This is a genomic window from Candidatus Halocynthiibacter alkanivorans (genome assembly GCF_003333265.1).
GTDB classification, from domain to species: Bacteria; Pseudomonadota; Alphaproteobacteria; order Rhodobacterales; family Rhodobacteraceae; genus Halocyntiibacter_A; species Halocyntiibacter_A alkanivorans.
The window spans coordinates 15,840-31,916 of the sequence record NZ_QOLB01000095.1; the positions used below are offsets into that span (position 1 = coordinate 15,840).

A 16,077-nucleotide genomic window follows, 5' to 3' on the forward strand; every position below is an offset into this window, starting at 1 on the left:
GCGATCCGATCTGGAGGGGCATACATGATTGGCAATCGGGCACGGACGGTCAAGCATTACATTGCCGTGGCTGCGCGCCGGGACGCAGTAATATTCCATCTGTTCCTGTCGTGCAGTAGCAACTTCCAGGGTTCTCTCAGACGGGCTGGCGTTCAAAATCCAGGAGACGTTTATCTGCGTGCTGAGTGCCCCCCGGAAATTAGTGACGCAGTTCCCGCCATCTCAAGTCAGGCAGGAACAAGGTTCAGCAGTGTATCCACCTGGGTACCAACCCCAAAAACACGGGTACGACACGCAAAGTGTTCCCGACCCGCGATCGCTTAGATTCCGGCGTGAAGAAGCGTGGTCAGGGCGCCACAATGCGGCAACGCGCCTGGTTCTGAAACAGGCGCGTTGTCGAAGGGTTTAAGGCGGTGGCACACCACAAGACAACCTGGAGTTTTAACCAAGCACTTCTGCGACAGCCTCTTTGGCGACCGATACGACCTGGTCCACCTCGTCTGGCGTGATGCACAACGGCGGGGCGAAACCGATAATGTCGCCCTGCGGCATAGCCCGGGCAATCACGTCCCGTTTCGCCATCGCGGCAGAGATCGCCGGCCCGACTTTCGCCGCGGGATCGAAAAACCCCATGGGCGATTTTGTCTCGGCAAATTCCACCGCGCACATCAGGCCTTCGCCCCGCACCTGGGCGACATTTGGGTGATCTGCAAAGGCTTCGTTGAGTTTTTGCAACATGTAAGTGCCAGTTGTTGCTGAGTTTTCCACCAGGCCCATTTGATCAATAAGCTTCAGATTGGCCACCCCGGCCGCTGCACCAATTGGGTGGGCGGAATAAGTCCAGCCATGGCCAATGGGGCCATTTTCATCGGTCCCCTGTTCCAGAACGGTCCACATCCTGTCCGACACAATAGACCCCGACAGCGGTGCATAGGCCGAGGTCAGCCCTTTGGCGATAGTGATAATATCCGCTTCAATGCCATAGTGAGAGGAACCAAACATGCTGCCAAGACGCCCGAAACCGGTGACGACTTCATCCGCAATCAGCAGGATATCATATTTTTTCAGGACCTCCTGAATCGCAGCCCAGTAGCCTGCAGGCGGCGGAACGATGCCACCGGTGCCCAGAACTGGTTCACCGATAAAGGCCGCAACAGTGTCGGGGCCCTCCGCAAGGATCATCGCTTCGAGCTTCGCGGCACAATCGGCGGAAAATTCTTCTTCCGACATACCCGCAACCTTGCCGCGCAGATAATAAGGCGCCTCAGTGTGCAACACCTGTGACAGCGGCAGATCAAACTTATTGTGGAACAGTTCAAGCCCGGTCAGAGATCCGGTCATCAGGCCCGAGCCGTGATAGCCGCGCCAGCGCGAAATGATTTTCTTCTTCTCCGGGCGGCCCAGAATATTGTTGTAATACCAAACCAGTTTGATGTTGGTCTCATTCGCGTCCGAGCCGCTTTGACCAAAATAGACTTTGGACATATTTGCAGGCGCGCGGTCCAGGATCATCTTTGCAAGGGTGATCGAGGCCTCGGTGCCGTGGCCGACATAAGAATGGTAATAGGCCAGCTCATGCGCCTGTTTGGAAATCGCTTCGGCAATTTCACTGCGGCCATAACCGACGTTGACACAATACAGCCCGGCAAAGGCGTCAAGCATTTTGCGCCCGTCGCGGTCCTCAATATAGACGCCTTCCCCGGAGGTGATGACCCGCGTCGCGGTTTCGCCACGCGCATGTTGGGCAAGATGGGTTGAGGGATGGAAAAAGTTCTCGCGATCCCACTGGGCGAGTGTATCATTGGTCAGCATATTCTGTCTTTCTGTCAGAGGATTTCCCGGGCCAGTACCGCGAGGCAATCGCCGGGCTGGATCAGCCCTTTGGCGTGGCGCGTGGTCAAAAGCCCGTCTGTTTTGGCGATGATGTCCAGCGGGGGCTGGCCTGTCTGCTCAGTTGCCCAGATGCGGGCCAGCAGATCGCCTTTTTCCACCGGCGCTCCCAGGGAAACGCAATATTCCACCAGGCCGCGGCCCGGAGAGAAGTGGAAACACGCCGCGTCCGACTGTGACAGGTGGCGCGTCGGCCCCCGAGACAACTCGCCCCGCAGGATAGTGGCGTGGATCAGCACATTGCGCAGCCCTTTGCGGGCGATTTCTATGACATCTGGCGTGGTGGTGCCGCCGCCGCCAAGCTCAGTGGTGACAAAGACCTTTCCCATCGCCTCGGCGGCATCATCATACATGCCAGCCGAATCTATCTCGAGCATCTGCGTGCTGAACGGCGCGTTAAATGCATCACGCGCAGCACTGCAGCGGGCTTCCTGTTCCTTGTCTTCCAGAATGTGCGAGGCTGCAAACGGCAGGAAATCCAACGTATTGCCGCCGGAATGGAAGTCCAGCACCACATCGGCCAGCGGCAGCAGGTAGCGCTGAAAATAGTCCGCGATTTTTTCGGTAACCGTGCCATCCGGACGCCCAGGAAAGGCGCGGTTCATATTGCCCTGATCGATCGGCGAGGTGCGGGTACCTGCCGCAAAGGCGGGCTGGTTCATAAACGGCACAATGATCACGCGCCCGCTCAGGTCTTTCGCCTGGATCGTCGCCGCCAGTTCGACAAGAGCAAACGGTCCTTCATATTCGTCGCCGTGATTGGCCCCGGTCAGCAAAGCCGTCGGCCCTGTACCGTTTTTGGCAACGGTAATGGGGATCATCACCGAGCCCCAGGCGCTGTCGTCGCGGCTGTAAGGCAGCCGGAGATGCCCGTGATGCACACCGTCGGCATCCAGATCGATGGTGCATGTAATAGCGGAATCGCGCATGATTTATCCCTTTACCGTCAGCTCAGCCGGCGTATTGCACAGGTTTTCCGCGCCGGTTTCCGTGATCAGCACAGGTTCGGTGATTTCAATGCCACCGTCGTCCAGCCAAAGCGCTGGCATGAAGTGGAACGTCATGCCGGCTTCCAATATGGTCTTGTCATTGCCACGCAGCGAGTAGGTGCGTTCGCCCCAGTCCGGCGGGTAAGAAAGCCCAATGGAATAACCACAACGGCTGTCTTTTTCAAATCCCAGCCGGTTCAGCGTGCTGTTGAACGCATGGGCGATATCTTCGGTCAGATTACCCGGTTTTGCCTGCTCCATTCCAGCGGCAACCGCCTCCAGAACGGCGTTCTCGGCCGCGCGGTATTTCTTTGGCGGCTCACCAAGAAACAGCGTACGCGACTGGGGCGCATGGTACCGGCGGTACACACCTGCGATCTCGAAAAAGGTTGCTTCGCCCGTTTTCAACTCGCTGTCGTCCCAGGTCAGATGCGCAGCAGTTGCATCGGCACCAGAGGGCGCCAGCGGCACGATCGACGGGTAATCTCCCCAGTGACCATCGGCGCCCGTAATCGCCGCGTGATATATATCTGCGACCAGTTCATTTTTCTTCATGCCCGGCACCGCGCGCTCGACAACAGTGGCGTGCATTTTTTCAACGATTTTTGCAGCCCGGCGCATATAGGTGATCTCTGTCGCGCTTTTTACCGTGCGCTGCCAGTTGACCATGCCGTTGGCATCCGCCCATTTCGCCTCAGGCAGGTTCTGCAACAGCGACAGATAAGCCGCCGCAGTGAAATAATAATTGTCCATCTCCAGACCGATGCGGCCGCCTTGCCAGCCCTGAGCCGAGATAAGCCGCGCCAGATCCTGCATCGGGTGTTTGTCCGGGTTCTGCACATAGCTGTCTTCATAGCCAAAAATATGTTCAGGGCTCATGAAAACGGTGCGTTTTGCCCCCAGCGCATCCATTGCCCGGCCCCACCACAGCGGCGCACCGGATGAACCCAGTATCACCGCCTGATGCACATAAAACGACCAACCGTCATAACCCGTCAGCCAGGCCATATTGGCCGGGTCGGTAACGATCAGCGTGTCGATCCCGGCGGCCTCCATTGCCCTGCGGGTTTTTGCGATCCGTGCGTCATATTCCTGAACGGTAAAGGCCAGTACCGGTGTCGTCATAGGTGCATCTCCGTTGCTCTGCGGGGCTCAATTGGCGCGGTCACTGAGGTTCTGCCTCCCGCACCGGTCATTTTTTCGGTCATAAACAGTTCGCATGTCTGGCCCTGCTCTGTCCGGAGTTGAACCGTTTCATGATCAGGAGCAAAACGCGAATATGATCATCCTAGCTGCTGGCACTGGTAAAATGACGCGTACTTGAGTATTTCCCGCATTAATTATGCAAGGGTTGGGTAAAGATGGCTAAATCACGCACACTGGATACGCTGGATCGAAAAATCCTTCACGAGGTCCAGCTGAACAACCAGCTCACCTCGGCACAGCTGTCTGAGAGAGTCGGTCTGTCGCCCACTTCTGCACAACGTCGCCTGAACCGGTTGCGCGCAGACAAGATCATTGAAGGTGATATCTCGGTGGTCTCCAACACGGCCGTCGGACGGTCTCTCACCATGATCATCGCTGTGCAGTTGGAGCGTGAACGATCTGATATCATTGATCATTTCAAGAAATCTGTGCGCAATGAAGCCAGTGTGATGAGCGCCTATTACGTGACCGGGGACACAGATTTTATTTTGATTATCAGTGCGAGGGATATGAATGAATACGAGGAATTCACCCGGCATTTTCTTTATGACAATCCCGATATCAAGGGCTTCAAAACCACCGTTGTCATGGACCGCATCAAAGCATCCCTTTATGTTCCGCCGTGGGAATAAAGCAGCGATAAATGGCCGCCGGTACACTCGACAACTCCCTGACAGCGCTGAAAACAATCCGCCGCCTGGTGTTAGTGATGTGGCTGAAACATGGAAATCCAGGACCGGCACAATGTTCAGTTGGCAAATCGTGCCTCCATATTCAGCCGGGCCGGAACGGGACTACAATGGCTGCGTCGGGCAGCAAATCCCGGAGAGCCTCCCGGAACGACGCCCGGGCCCGCTCAGCGGCATTCTATAAGCACCTTAGCATCTGCCCAGGCTCAACCGTTCAAAATCGCCAGGCTGGTTTCCCCCGAGATCGTGGACCAAAGGCTGGCCTCGGCCACCTCCCCCAACAGGCTGCTGGCTTTTGCACGGACTTTGGCGCGGCGCGTGGTCAGATCGGGCAAATGCGCAAGGTCGTGCTGCGCGCTCAGGCGGTCACCGTTTTTCAATACAATCTCCACCTGCGCCACGGTGCCAACCATGCCCTCTTCGGTCTTCACCCGCACCCGGTCGCGCAGGCTTGTCATACCAGGATCGCTGCAAACCGCATCTGTGTAGCTGTCCAGCCGGGCCGTATCATGCCCGCTCAGCGCCATCGCGGTAGTCAGACGATAGCTGAATTTGGCCTCCAGCCCGCTGCGTGGCGCCGGCAGATTACACACGGTCAGATAGCGCGGCTGCACAGTGATCGTCACTGCTTCGACCATATCCGGGCTGAAACTATGCGCTGATTTCAACTCCGTCAGCGCCTCCAGTGCAGCATGCAACCCATGACAACAGGCATGGAATTTATGTTGCACCGTTTCAAATACATAACGTTGGCCCAAATCGTCAAACGCTGCGTCGTGACCTGCGGCATCATGGGTTTCTGCAAAGCCCTGGGGCGCCTCCAGCCCGCGGTCGGCGGCCACAAAACCCCGCGCCGCCAGCATCGCCGCTTCAACTCCGGAAGAAGCCGCCATGCCCGCGTGATAGGGTTTGCCCATGCTGCCAAACTGCGCCCGCACCCCCGCTGCACGCGACGCCGCAATGCTCAGCGCCGTCAGCGTCTGTGCCTCATTCAGCTTCAACAGTCGGGACGCCGCCGCCGCCGCACCAAAGCTGCCAGCAGTCGCGGTGATGTGAAAACCCTTGCGATAATGCGCCCCACCGATCCAGTCGCCCATACGGCAGGCGATCTCGACGCCAATCAACGCAGCCTCCAGAAACTCAGACGCTCTCGCGCCCTCGGCCTCAGCAAGAGCAAGCGCCGCCGGCACCACTGCGACACTGGGATGGCCGAGATAGATGAAATGGGTGTCATCATAATCCAGCGCATGGGAAATCGTGCCATTGATCAGCGCCGCCCCGCGTGGTGCCAATCCATGCTCCAGACCAGCGACCGTACAGGGCCCGGTACTGCCCTCCTCCGCCACCATGGAGCGCACAATCTCCGCGACCGGCTCCGCCTGCCCGGCCCGCGTCACCGCCACCCAGTCCAGCAGCGACAATTTCATCACGTCCCGCGCGCTTTGCGGCACAGACGCCCCGTCGCATGTCACAACAAACCGGGCGATTTCAGCAGAGATGTCTCGGGTCACAGCAAGGCCTTTCAGTAGGAACGCGGCATATCGAGCACATGCTCGGCCAGATAGCTCAGGATCAGATTGGTCGAGATCGGCGCCACCTGATACAATCGGGTTTCGCGGAATTTCCGTTCCACATCATATTCTTCTGCAAAGCCAAATCCGCCAAATGTCTGCACACAGGCCTCCGCCGCAGCCCAGGACGCATCCGCCGCCAGCATCTTGGCCATATTCGCCTCTTCGCCCGGGTTTTCACCGGCCTCGTAGCGCCGGATCGCCTCTTTCAACACCAGTTCAGCGGCACGCATCTGGGCATAGGCGCGGGCAATGGGGAACTGCACCCCCTGGTTCTGACCGATGGGGCGGCCAAAAACGGAACGCTCACTGGCATAAGCAGCAGCTTTTTCAATGAACCACTTGGCGTCGCCAATACATTCGGCTGAAATCAGGATGCGCTCGGCATTCATGCCCGACAGAATATAGCGGAACCCCTTGCCCTCTTCGCCAATCATATTTTCCGCCGGCACCGGCATGTTGTCCATGAACAACTCTGTGGTCGAATGGTTCATCATGGTGCGGATCGGGCGGATGGTCAGCGTTTTCTCCGGCAGATCGCGCATATCAACGAGGAACACGGACAGACCGTCGGTCTTTTTCGCGACTTTGTCACGCGGCGTGGTCCGTGCCAGCAGCAACATGAGATCGGAATGTTCCGCCCGCGAGGTCCAGATTTTTTGGCCGTTGACGATGAACCCGTCGCCTTCGCGTCTGGCAAAAGTGCGCAATGATCCGGTGTCCGTGCCGCTGGTGGGCTCCGTCACCCCAAAGGCCTGCAGCCGCAACGTACCTTCAGCAATGGCAGGCAGATACTTTTGTTTTTGCGCGTCCGATCCGTGGCGCAACACCGTGCCCATTGTGTACATTTGCGCGTGGCAGGCCCCGGCATTGCCGCCGGAGCGGTGTATCTCTTCCAGAATTGCAGCGGCGGCTGAAATAGTCAGGCTCAGCCCGCCATATTCCTCAGGGATCAGCGCCGACAGATACCCCGCCTCGGTCAGAGCCTGCACGAATTCGCCCGGATAGGCCTGCGCACGGTCCGTTTTCTGCCAGTATTCACCAGGGAAATCAGCACAAAGGCGGGAAACGGCTTCACGAATTTCGGGGTGGTCCAGTTGGTAGTTCATCGTCTCGCTTTCGATTAGGTCAACTCTGGCTCAGAGCGTCGGTTCAGGTTGCGGCATCTGCGGCCGGCCCGCGCCCTCAGCCGTGGCACGGGAATATTCGGCGCGGATCGCAGCGCCATGTTGATCCAGCAGCGGCACATTTCTCGCGCGGGCCCCGTCTGTTTTAACCGGCAGATCCGCCACCTGCACTTCAGCCTCGCCAAAACGCACGCTCAGATTACGCAGCGCGCTGTGCTCTGACAATTGCGCCACGCTGTTCAGCCGTGCGGTGGCAATGCGCGCCGTTTTCAGCCGGGCACTTAAGGCGTCACCACTAAGCCCGGCGAACTGCGCATTGATGATTGTGGTCAGCGCCGCCAGGTTGCGCACCCGGCTGGCATTGTCGGCAAAACGCGTCTCCCGCGCCAGCCCAGGCAACTCCAGAACGCTGTCACAGAAAGCGACCCATTCCCGTTCATTCTGGATCGCCAGCAATATCTGCGTACCGTCCCCGGCGGCAAACGCCCCGTAAGGCGCGATACTCGCATGGGTCAGCCCCAGCCGCGCCGGCGCACCGCCCAGATACCGATGGCCCATCAAAGGCATATTCATCCAGTCCGCCATCACATCAAACATCGCAATGTCCAGATCAATGCCAACTCCGGTTTTGCCACGCTGGATCAGCGCTCGCAAGATCGCCGAATAGGCGGTCAGCCCGGTGGAGATATCAGTGATGGAAATGCCCACACGTGCCGGCCCCTCCGCTGTTCCGGTGACAGAACAAAGACCGCTTTCAGCCTGGACCAGGAAATCATAGGCTTTCTTATCTGCACCCGCGCCGGTGCCGCCATAGCCGGAAATCGCACAGGTGATCAGCCCGGGATTTCTTTTGCGCAACGCCGCACCGGTCAGCCCTTTGCGCGCCAGCGCGCCAGGGGCGAGATTGCTCAACAGCACATCGGCATCCAGCAGCAGGTTTTCCAGCAACGCCCGGTCGTCATCCGCATTCAGATCAAGGCAGATCGATTCTTTGCCCCGGTTCAGCCAGGCAAAAAAACTGCTCTGCCCACCGGCGCCGGTGTCATATCCACGGGCGAAATCGCCTTCGTGGCGTTCAACTTTGATCACCCGTGCGCCGCTGTCGGCCAGTAGCAGGCCGCAATAGGGCGCCGCCACCGCCTGTTCCAGCGACACAACAAGAATCCCATCTAATTCCCGGTTTAACCCCATGATCCGCTCATTTCCCTGTCTTTGTCGTGTGCTTCGTCAACAACCGCGTCTGTGACCGCCGAACTCTGCATTGCCTCACCCCATAAGAAAACTATAATCGCAGCATGGCATCTATAACAAAACGGCAAGGCACCACATGGATTTCAAACAGTTGAAAACCTTTATCTGCGTCGCGGAGACCGGCTCACTCAGCCGCGCTTCGGACCGGTTGCGCATCGCGCAGCCCGCTTTGTCGCGGCAGATCAAGCTGCTGGAACACAGTGTTGGCGTGCCGCTGTTTGACCGCCATGTGCGCGGCATGGAGCTGACCGAAGCTGGCAGCGACCTGTTGCGCCAGGTCTCAGGGCCGCTGTATCAGCTGGAACAATCCGTCGCTCACGTGCGCTCTCAGGGCAAACGCATCAGTGGTCAGGTCACGCTGGGCGTGCTGCCTACGGTGACCCCCGCGCTGGCGGTGCACCTCTTGCAACGGGTCGGCAAAGAGCTGCCGGGCGTCACCCTGCATCTGAAAGAAGCGTATTCCACGAGCCTGCTGGAATGGCTCCAGGATGGCACCGTTGACGCCGGATTTCTTTATGGGCCGACGGAGGCCTATCACTTGCGGACCAGCGCATTGCTCACTGAGGACATCGTGTTGCTCAGCCCGCCCGGAGCGCTTCCTGATCAGGGCGATACTATCAGCATTCACCAGTTGGCCACGTTGCCTCTGGCGCTGCTCAGCCGTCCGATGGGGCCACGCATGGTGATTGACCGCATCGCCCGTGACCACGGGGTGGAACTGCAATCTGCCTATGATGTCGACAGTTTTCCGATCCTGGTTGCGATGGTCAAAGCCGGCCTGTGCCACACGTTCATGCCCGCCTCCAGCGTCGCCGCAGAGCGTCAGGCTGGCCAGTTGGAGACCCGTCGTATCTTGCCTCAAACACCCCGTCGCGAGCTTATCCTTGCCCAGCCGTCGCAACGCCCGACCACTCGCGCCACCGATGCGGTAATCATATTGTTGAAAGACGTGCTGGCCGGAATGCTGGCCAGCGGCGAGCTTGAGGCCCGCCCGGGCGCTGATCTGGTGCAGCCCTGACCGGGATCAATAGCAAAATGGCATAGAAGGCCTGCCAAAATTTGAATTGCGCTATGATCACCCCTGCCCGATGATCTGCACAAACTGACTGTTCTCTACAGGATGCCCTTATGACCCGTACTTTCACCACCCTGTTGCAAAGCCGGCCCGCCGACCATGTTCTGCTGGTCACGTTGAACCGCCCCGAGGCCTCCAACGCGTTCAACACGCAGATGGCGACCGATTTGATGCATCTGTTTGAAGACCTCAACCTGGATGCGGGCGACATACGCGCGGTGGTGATGACCGGTGCCGGGACGCGCGCCTTTTGCGCCGGCGGCGATCTGAAAGAACGCAAAGGCATGAGTGACGCGGCCTGGAAATTACAGCATGTGATCTTTGAACGCATGACGCGCGCGATTCTGGACTGCCCGCTGCCCACAATCGGCGCCATCAACGGCGCTGCCTATGGCGGCGGCTGTGAAATCACTGCAGCTCTGGATTTCGCCTATGGTGCCGAGACCGCCGTCTTTGCCCAGACCGAAACCCGTATCGGCATCATCCCTGGCGCCGGTGGCACCCAGACCCTGGCACGGGCGGTGGGCGAACGCCGTGCCAAAGAACTGATCCTGACGGCCCGGCGTTTTTCCGCACAAGACGCGCTGGACTGGGGTCTGCTCAACGCCATTTACCCCGCTGAAACGCTGCTGGAGGCGGTGATCGCCACCGCGTCTGAAATTGCCGCCAACGCCCCGATTGCCGTGCGCCAGGCCAAAAGCGCCATTCACCGCGGTCTGCAAATGTCGCTGAGTGACGGGCTGGCTTTTGAAATCGAAGCCTATAACCGCACCGTGCCCACCCGCGACCGGCAAGAAGGTGTCCTGGCCTTTAACGAGAAACGCAAACCGCGTTTTACCGGCGCATAAGGGCGGTTGCGATGACTGAGACAGTAAGCATCCGCGAAGTCGGCTTGCGCGACGGGCTGCAGATGGTGACCAGGCAGCTGCCCACAGAGATCAAACTCGACTGGTGTGCGACCCAGTCCGCCGCCGGTTTTAACGAGATTGAAGTAACATCATTTGTACCGCCGTCAGTAATGCCACAGTTTACGGATGCCACTGAGGTGCTCACTGGTGCGCTGCAAATCAAAGGCTTGCTGGCCTCGGTTCTGGTGCCCAATTTCAAAGGCGCGTTGCGTGCATTGGACGCGGGCGCGCGCAAAATCACCTATGTGCTTTCCGCCAGCGAAGCCCACAATCAGGCCAACACCCGCCGTTCCACCGACGCCTCCATCGCCATGGCCCGCACATTGTTTGAAGAACGCAGGGCGCGCGGGCTCACAGACAAGCTGCAATTGTCCTGCATCATCGCCACGTCGTTTGGCTGCTCAATCCAGGGCGCGGTCGATCCGGCGCGGGTCTGTGACATCGCTGCACAGCTTGCCGATTTTGGTGCTGACGAAATCAGCCTCGCCGACACTGTGGGCCACGCCGACCCAAAATCCGTGGCGACCCTGTTCCACGATGCGATGCCAGGCTGTGGTCAGGCGGCAATGGCGGCTCATTTTCACGACACCCGTGGTATGGGCCTGGCCAATGTGGTCGCGGCAACCGAAGCTGGCGTTCGTCGCTTTGATGCGGCGCTTGGCGGCCTGGGCGGCTGCCCGTTTGCTCCCGGTGCCACCGGCAATATCGCAACGGAAGACTGTGTTTACATGCTGGAACGCCTTGGCATGGTGACCGGGGTTGATATGGCGGCGCTGCTGGAGTTGCGCCAAAAGCTCGCTGCCTGGCTGCCGGGCGAAGAGTTGCACGGTAAAATGCTGCGCGCCGGCCCGATCCGTTCCGGCACCATCTGATCGCCGGAACGCTCGCCCATTCTGCCACGGTTGCATCGCCAGATCGCCACAGACCCGCTCAAGATTATTGGATCCGCCATTCCGCCCTGCCCGTCTGCCGGGTCGCGAACGTCAATACTGCCGTGGCGCGATCAGATTGCCATCCGCAAGCCCGGAGGCCGGGTAGAGCACCACCTGATCCTGCAGCGACAACCCACTCAGAACTTCTGCGTCCTGACCGTTGTTATGGCCGATGGTGACCGGGGTGAGCACAGCGCGATCGTCAGCGAGAACAAACACCGCCCAGCCGGTTCCATCGCGAAACAAGGCGTTGGACGGCACAATCAGCGCGTCAGCAGAATCCCAGATCACAATGCGCGTCCGGACCCGGAACCCGTGGCCAAGGCTTTGCCGCTCCGCGCTGTCACCGGTGAACTGGATCACCGTATTCACCCGCTGCTCTTCCACTCCCAGCGCCGAGACCTGGCTGTAACCCCAGGGGTCCACCCGGCTGACGCGCCCCTGCAGCTCATTTTCCCCACCCCAATTGTCAATAATCACCCGGTTGCCGACCCGCACCCGCACCGCGTCGCGGGACAAAAGTTTCACTTCGACCTCCAGATCATTTTCAATGTCGCCGATTTCAACCACTGGCGCCCCGACCGGCAAGGTGGTTTCGCTGCGTTCCAGCACCCGCAGGATATAGCCGCTCGCCGGCGCCCGCAGAATAATCTCATCACTGCGGGTGGTGCCGTTGCCGATGCCCGCGGCCAGGCCAGGGTCATCAAAGCCAATCATCTGCGCCTCGGCATTTGTCAGCTCAGCCTGGCGCATCGCGACCGCCGCGTCAGCGGTGTCCATCGCAGCAGTTGCGGCGCGGGCCTTTTGCTCCGCCCGTTCCAGCGCCGCCCGGCTGACGATGCCACGCGCCGCCAGGGCGTTGGTGCGCTGCAGATCGGACACAACAAGTTCGCCTTCTGCCTGCGCCCGCAGAAGATCAGCGTCCGCAAGCCGCAGTGCAGCCCGGGCCGCGGCCGCTGTTGCACGCGCCTGTTCCCGGGTGCGCGCATCCAGCACCGCCGGATTTGTTGGCAACATACGTGCCACGATGGTTTCGCCGGCAACCACCGGGTCCCCCGGCTCCACATCTATGCGTAACAGCCGCCCGGCGACCGGGGTGGACACGGTATAGGCATCATGCACCCGGGTGCGGCCTTCTTCATCTATGGTCACGGTCATCGCGCCTCTGCGCAGGGCCCCCAGATCGACCAGCACCGCGACTGGCCGGAACGCGAGCGCCAGCGCTCCCAGTATCAGGCCCGCAGCCACCAGGGTCAGGACATTGCGCGAATAGCGTTTGACCACACCGTTACTCCTTTGTTTTCAGGGTGGAAACCAGGTCCATCCGGTTGATATCCCGCTTCACCACCCAGCCAGAAACAGCGGCCGAAATCAACACTGCCAGGGCCGCCGCGCCCAAGCCCGCCGGGGTAGTCGCCGCCGGGATCTGATACATATCGGTGCTGAACCCTGCGGCGATCACTGCAGAGAGGTAATGTCCTCCTGCCAGGCCAGGCAGCAGCGCCAGCAGCGTGACAACCGCCAGCTCGCCAAACAGAACAAAAGCAACCTCAGAGCGGGTAAAGCCAATCACCTGCAAAGTGGCCAACTCCCGCATACGTTCAGCAAAGGCGATGCGGGCCGCATTGTAAACGATGCCAAAGGTGATCACGGAGGCCACCAGCAGCATCACAAATCGCATTGCCCCGGCACCGCTGTCCATCTGTGTCTGATAGGCGGCCTGGGTGTCCGCTTTCAACTGCGCCCCTGCCACAAGCGGCATGGCGTTCAGCTGGTCAAACAAAGCGTCGAGGCGCAACGTGTCGACACGCAGATAGGCCACAGAAAGCTGCCCGCCCCGCCCCAAAGCCCGGTTCAGCGCCGCAATATCCATATACGCCGGCGCGCCCAGCAATGTATCTGCAATTGCAACCACGGGCAGGCTGATCCGAGGCTGCGACCCTTCGCGCACATCTATGTGGACTTGATCCCCGGGGCGCACGTCCAGCACCCGCGCCAGGCTGTTGCCCAGGATCAGCCCGTCCTGCCGCATGGCGATCGGACGCAACCGGCCATCCAGGGCGCGGTTCAACTGCGGCAGTTCTTTCAGACCTGTGACCGGTCCACGGTAGCGACGCAGGCCATTGGACAACACCGCAGGCACATAAAGCACCGGCTCCAGATCGATCACCCCGGGCAGTGCTGCCAGCTCAAAAAGCGCCGTTTCACTCACCGGCCGGGTGAAGGTAACGGTCAGATCGCTGCGGTCCACAATGCCAAAGCTAACCGCGATCATCCGGTCAAATCCCGACAGCAGTGAAATCATCGCCACCGTAAGCGCGGTGCCTGCGGCAATGCCTGTCAGCGCGCCCAGCATTTGCATCGGCTGGCGCGTCAGCCGTCGCAACACCATGCGGCTTGGCTGGTCCAGAAAGCGTCTCACCAACGGTGCAATCTGCGCCACGGCGCTGAAATCCTGTGGCACCGGCGGGCGCATCGCCGCTGCCGGATTCAGCGCGACAACTTTGCGCAATACGATAATGCCGCCGGCAGAGGCTGCCAGCACGCTGATAGCGACGCTGATCAGAAATGCGCCCGGATCAAGCCGGAAGACCAGCAGCGGGAAGTTAAAATACTGCAGATAGAGTTCCACCATCGATCGCCCGGCGACAATGCCCGCAAAGCCGCCGGCAAGCGATCCCGCGACCGCAATAAGCAGCACAAGCTTGAGATAATGAAATCCGACTTCCGCATTGCTGTAACCAAACGCTTTCAACAGGCCGATCTCTTCACGTTCCGCCGTCACGATGCGCGAAATCACGATGTAAAGCAGGAAAGCCGCCACCAGCAGAAAGACTGGCGGCACCGTACGGCCGCTGGTGGCGAGGCTGGAGATTTCATCTGATACAAAGCGGTTGGACACCTGGTCGGCAAGCCCATAGGCTCCCAGCCCGCCGTAGGGTTCCAGCAGCGCATCAATTTCATCAAGCACCCGGGCCAGGTTTGCAGAGCGGGTGAGCGACAATACAGCCTCATTAAACGCACCGGACATATCAAAACTGGCTGCCAGAGCCGGCTCACTCATCCAGAGCACCGCAAAATGCGCTGCATCTGTCACCAACTCACCCGGCGCAACCGCATAGAGATACTCCGGTGACTGCACCAGGCCGGCAATGGTAAAACTGCGCCGCGCCCCGTTCAGGGTTACATCCAGACGGTCGCCGGGTTCAAACCCAAGCGCGCCGGCAAACCTGGCCAGCAGCAACACTTCATCAACACCGTCTGGCGCCAACATCCGCCCGCTGACCAGATAGGTGGTGTTCAGGCGGGCCACGCCGCTTTCCGGCAGCGACACAACTGTCGCCCGCACCGGCCGGGCCTGATCGGCTATGTCAATCAAAGCACTGCCAATGATGCGCCCCTGCACCCCGGACACGCCCTCAATTGCCGCCAACTTGCGCAGCAGCCGTTCGGGTGCGCGTGTCACCGGTGCAAAAACGTCTGCCATGCGGTAGCGGTCGTAATAAGCGCGTTTGGTTTCCTGCAGCGATGTGACCAGACCCGCCATCATCACCATCAGCAACACACCGGTTGCAATCACCGCCGCAATTGCCAGCGCCTGGCCCCGTATCCGCCAGAGATCACGCATCAGTTTATGATTCAGCGGGCTCATCCGGCTACCACTCAATTTCTGAGGGCAGGAGTTTCTCTTTATTCACAACCACATCCCGAATGACGCCATCGGCAAAATAGATCACCCGGTCCGCCATCGCAGCGGTGGCCGCCGCATGGGTCACGATCAGAACGGTGGCGCCGGTCTGTTCATTCACGTCTTTCAACACCTGCAACACAATGCGCCCTGTCGTACTGTCCAGCGCGCCAGTTGGCTCGTCACAAAACAGCAGCGACGGCCGTTTCGCGACAGCGCGCGCGATCGCAACACGTTGCTGTTCGCCACCAGAAAGCTGAGCCGGAAAATGGTCGATCCGTTCCCGCAACCCGACCAGCGCCAGCGCTTCATCCGCCGCCATCGGATCATCGGAGATTTCGGTCACCAGTTCGACGTTTTCGCGCGCAGTCAGCCCCGGCATCAGATTGTAAAACTGAAACACAAACCCCACATGATGGCGCCGGTACAGCGTCAGTTCTTTGTCCGACAGTGCGCCCAGATCCACACCGCCAAACCTGACGCTGCCCGAGGTGGCACGATCCAGGCCACCGATAATGTTCAGCAGCGTTGATTTCCCGCTGCCTGAAGCGCCCAGCAAGACAACGATTTCACCCGCCGGAACGTCAAGATCAACACCTCGCAGCGCATGCACCGCCGCCTGACCCGCACCATAAGTCCGGGTCAGTCCTGAGGTCGTAAATGCCAATTTCTGCGCCATAACACCAGGCTCCCGGCGAATTACATCAACCAAACATCCGCCGCATGACGGCTGCAACGGCTCTCTGTCAGA

General features: G+C 59.7%; 13 protein-coding genes. 4 read left to right on the top strand and 9 right to left on the bottom strand.

The window, feature by feature from the left end:
* Nucleotides 1-441 precede the first annotated feature (441 nt).
* Genes DWA01_RS11795 through doeA form a run of 3 tightly spaced genes read right to left on the bottom strand, consistent with a single transcriptional unit; the run spans nucleotide 442 to nucleotide 4,004 of the window.
* Nucleotides 442-1,812, bottom strand: a complete 1,371-nt coding sequence (locus tag DWA01_RS11795) for an aspartate aminotransferase family protein (protein WP_114286041.1) — start codon at nucleotides 1,810-1,812, stop codon at nucleotides 442-444.
* A 14-nt stretch (nucleotides 1,813-1,826) separates the two neighbouring features.
* A complete protein-coding gene (doeB, locus tag DWA01_RS11800) occupies nucleotides 1,827-2,819 on the bottom strand; it encodes a N(2)-acetyl-L-2,4-diaminobutanoate deacetylase DoeB (RefSeq protein WP_114286042.1) in 993 nt (330 codons plus the stop codon).
* A 3-nt stretch (nucleotides 2,820-2,822) separates the two neighbouring features.
* Nucleotides 2,823-4,004, bottom strand: a complete 1,182-nt coding sequence (doeA, locus tag DWA01_RS11805; protein WP_114286043.1) for an ectoine hydrolase DoeA — start codon at nucleotides 4,002-4,004, stop codon at nucleotides 2,823-2,825.
* Nucleotides 4,005-4,240: 236 nt separating this feature from the next.
* Between doeA and DWA01_RS11810 the strand changes: the two genes are divergently transcribed.
* Complete coding sequence (locus DWA01_RS11810; RefSeq protein WP_114286044.1) at nucleotides 4,241-4,717, top strand: Lrp/AsnC family transcriptional regulator; 477 nt, start codon at nucleotides 4,241-4,243, stop codon at nucleotides 4,715-4,717.
* 263 nt (nucleotides 4,718-4,980) lie between these two features.
* Here DWA01_RS11810 and DWA01_RS11815 read toward each other — a convergent pair whose 3' ends face one another.
* The 3 genes from DWA01_RS11815 to DWA01_RS11825 are packed head-to-tail and all read right to left on the bottom strand — an operon-like array spanning nucleotide 4,981 to nucleotide 8,663.
* The gene (locus tag DWA01_RS11815; protein ID WP_160116032.1) at nucleotides 4,981-6,285 is read right to left on the bottom strand and encodes an MmgE/PrpD family protein; all 1,305 of its coding nucleotides are present in this window, start codon (nucleotides 6,283-6,285) and stop codon (nucleotides 4,981-4,983) included.
* Between the two features lie 11 nt (nucleotides 6,286-6,296).
* Nucleotides 6,297-7,454, bottom strand: coding sequence for an acyl-CoA dehydrogenase family protein (locus DWA01_RS11820; RefSeq protein ID WP_114286046.1), 1,158 nt, complete (start codon nucleotides 7,452-7,454; stop codon nucleotides 6,297-6,299).
* 30 nt (nucleotides 7,455-7,484) lie between these two features.
* Entirely contained in the window at nucleotides 7,485-8,663 is a 1,179-nt protein-coding gene (locus DWA01_RS11825; protein ID WP_114286047.1) for a CaiB/BaiF CoA transferase family protein, read from the bottom strand.
* Between the two features lie 136 nt (nucleotides 8,664-8,799).
* On the opposite strand from DWA01_RS11825, the gene DWA01_RS11830 reads away from it, so the two are divergent.
* From DWA01_RS11830 to DWA01_RS11840, 3 genes are all read left to right on the top strand, one after another.
* Entirely contained in the window at nucleotides 8,800-9,741 is a 942-nt protein-coding gene (locus DWA01_RS11830; protein ID WP_114286048.1) for a LysR family transcriptional regulator, read from the top strand.
* Nucleotides 9,742-9,851: 110 nt separating this feature from the next.
* Complete coding sequence (locus tag DWA01_RS11835) at nucleotides 9,852-10,646, top strand: enoyl-CoA hydratase/isomerase family protein (RefSeq protein ID WP_114286049.1); 795 nt, start codon at nucleotides 9,852-9,854, stop codon at nucleotides 10,644-10,646.
* 11 nt (nucleotides 10,647-10,657) lie between these two features.
* Nucleotides 10,658-11,578 carry a hydroxymethylglutaryl-CoA lyase gene (locus DWA01_RS11840; RefSeq protein WP_114286050.1) on the top strand — a complete coding sequence of 307 codons (921 nt, stop codon included), beginning with the start codon at nucleotides 10,658-10,660 and terminating at the stop codon, nucleotides 11,576-11,578.
* A 111-nt stretch (nucleotides 11,579-11,689) separates the two neighbouring features.
* Here the strand turns inward: DWA01_RS11840 and DWA01_RS11845 are convergent, their stop codons facing one another.
* Genes DWA01_RS11845 through DWA01_RS11855 form a run of 3 tightly spaced genes read right to left on the bottom strand, consistent with a single transcriptional unit; the run spans nucleotide 11,690 to nucleotide 16,005 of the window.
* Nucleotides 11,690-12,922, bottom strand: coding sequence for an efflux RND transporter periplasmic adaptor subunit (locus DWA01_RS11845; RefSeq protein ID WP_114286051.1), 1,233 nt, complete (start codon nucleotides 12,920-12,922; stop codon nucleotides 11,690-11,692).
* A 4-nt stretch (nucleotides 12,923-12,926) separates the two neighbouring features.
* Nucleotides 12,927-15,290 (bottom strand): ABC transporter permease, encoded by a 2,364-nt coding sequence (locus DWA01_RS11850; RefSeq protein ID WP_114286052.1) that lies wholly within the window; start codon nucleotides 15,288-15,290, stop codon nucleotides 12,927-12,929.
* A 4-nt stretch (nucleotides 15,291-15,294) separates the two neighbouring features.
* Nucleotides 15,295-16,005 (bottom strand): ABC transporter ATP-binding protein, encoded by a 711-nt coding sequence (locus tag DWA01_RS11855; protein WP_114286053.1) that lies wholly within the window; start codon nucleotides 16,003-16,005, stop codon nucleotides 15,295-15,297.
* Nucleotides 16,006-16,077 lie beyond the last annotated feature (72 nt).

What these genes read in the sequence shown, in the direction of transcription:
- DWA01_RS11795 (WP_114286041.1), bottom strand. Translation starts at nt 1,812, where the DNA reads ATGCTGACCAATGATACACTCGCCCAGTGGGATCGCGAGAACTTTTTC.
- doeB (WP_114286042.1), bottom strand. Translation starts at nt 2,819, where the DNA reads ATGCGCGATTCCGCTATTACATGCACCATCGATCTGGATGCCGACGGT.
- doeA (WP_114286043.1), bottom strand. Translation starts at nt 4,004, where the DNA reads ATGACGACACCGGTACTGGCCTTTACCGTTCAGGAATATGACGCACGG.
- DWA01_RS11810 (WP_114286044.1), top strand. Translation starts at nt 4,241, where the DNA reads ATGGCTAAATCACGCACACTGGATACGCTGGATCGAAAAATCCTTCAC.
- DWA01_RS11820 (WP_114286046.1), bottom strand. Translation starts at nt 7,454, where the DNA reads ATGAACTACCAACTGGACCACCCCGAAATTCGTGAAGCCGTTTCCCGC.
- DWA01_RS11825 (WP_114286047.1), bottom strand. Translation starts at nt 8,663, where the DNA reads ATGGGGTTAAACCGGGAATTAGATGGGATTCTTGTTGTGTCGCTGGAA.
- DWA01_RS11830 (WP_114286048.1), top strand. Translation starts at nt 8,800, where the DNA reads ATGGATTTCAAACAGTTGAAAACCTTTATCTGCGTCGCGGAGACCGGC.
- DWA01_RS11835 (WP_114286049.1), top strand. Translation starts at nt 9,852, where the DNA reads ATGACCCGTACTTTCACCACCCTGTTGCAAAGCCGGCCCGCCGACCAT.
- DWA01_RS11840 (WP_114286050.1), top strand. Translation starts at nt 10,658, where the DNA reads ATGACTGAGACAGTAAGCATCCGCGAAGTCGGCTTGCGCGACGGGCTG.
- DWA01_RS11850 (WP_114286052.1), bottom strand. Translation starts at nt 15,290, where the DNA reads ATGAGCCCGCTGAATCATAAACTGATGCGTGATCTCTGGCGGATACGG.
- DWA01_RS11855 (WP_114286053.1), bottom strand. Translation starts at nt 16,005, where the DNA reads ATGGCGCAGAAATTGGCATTTACGACCTCAGGACTGACCCGGACTTAT.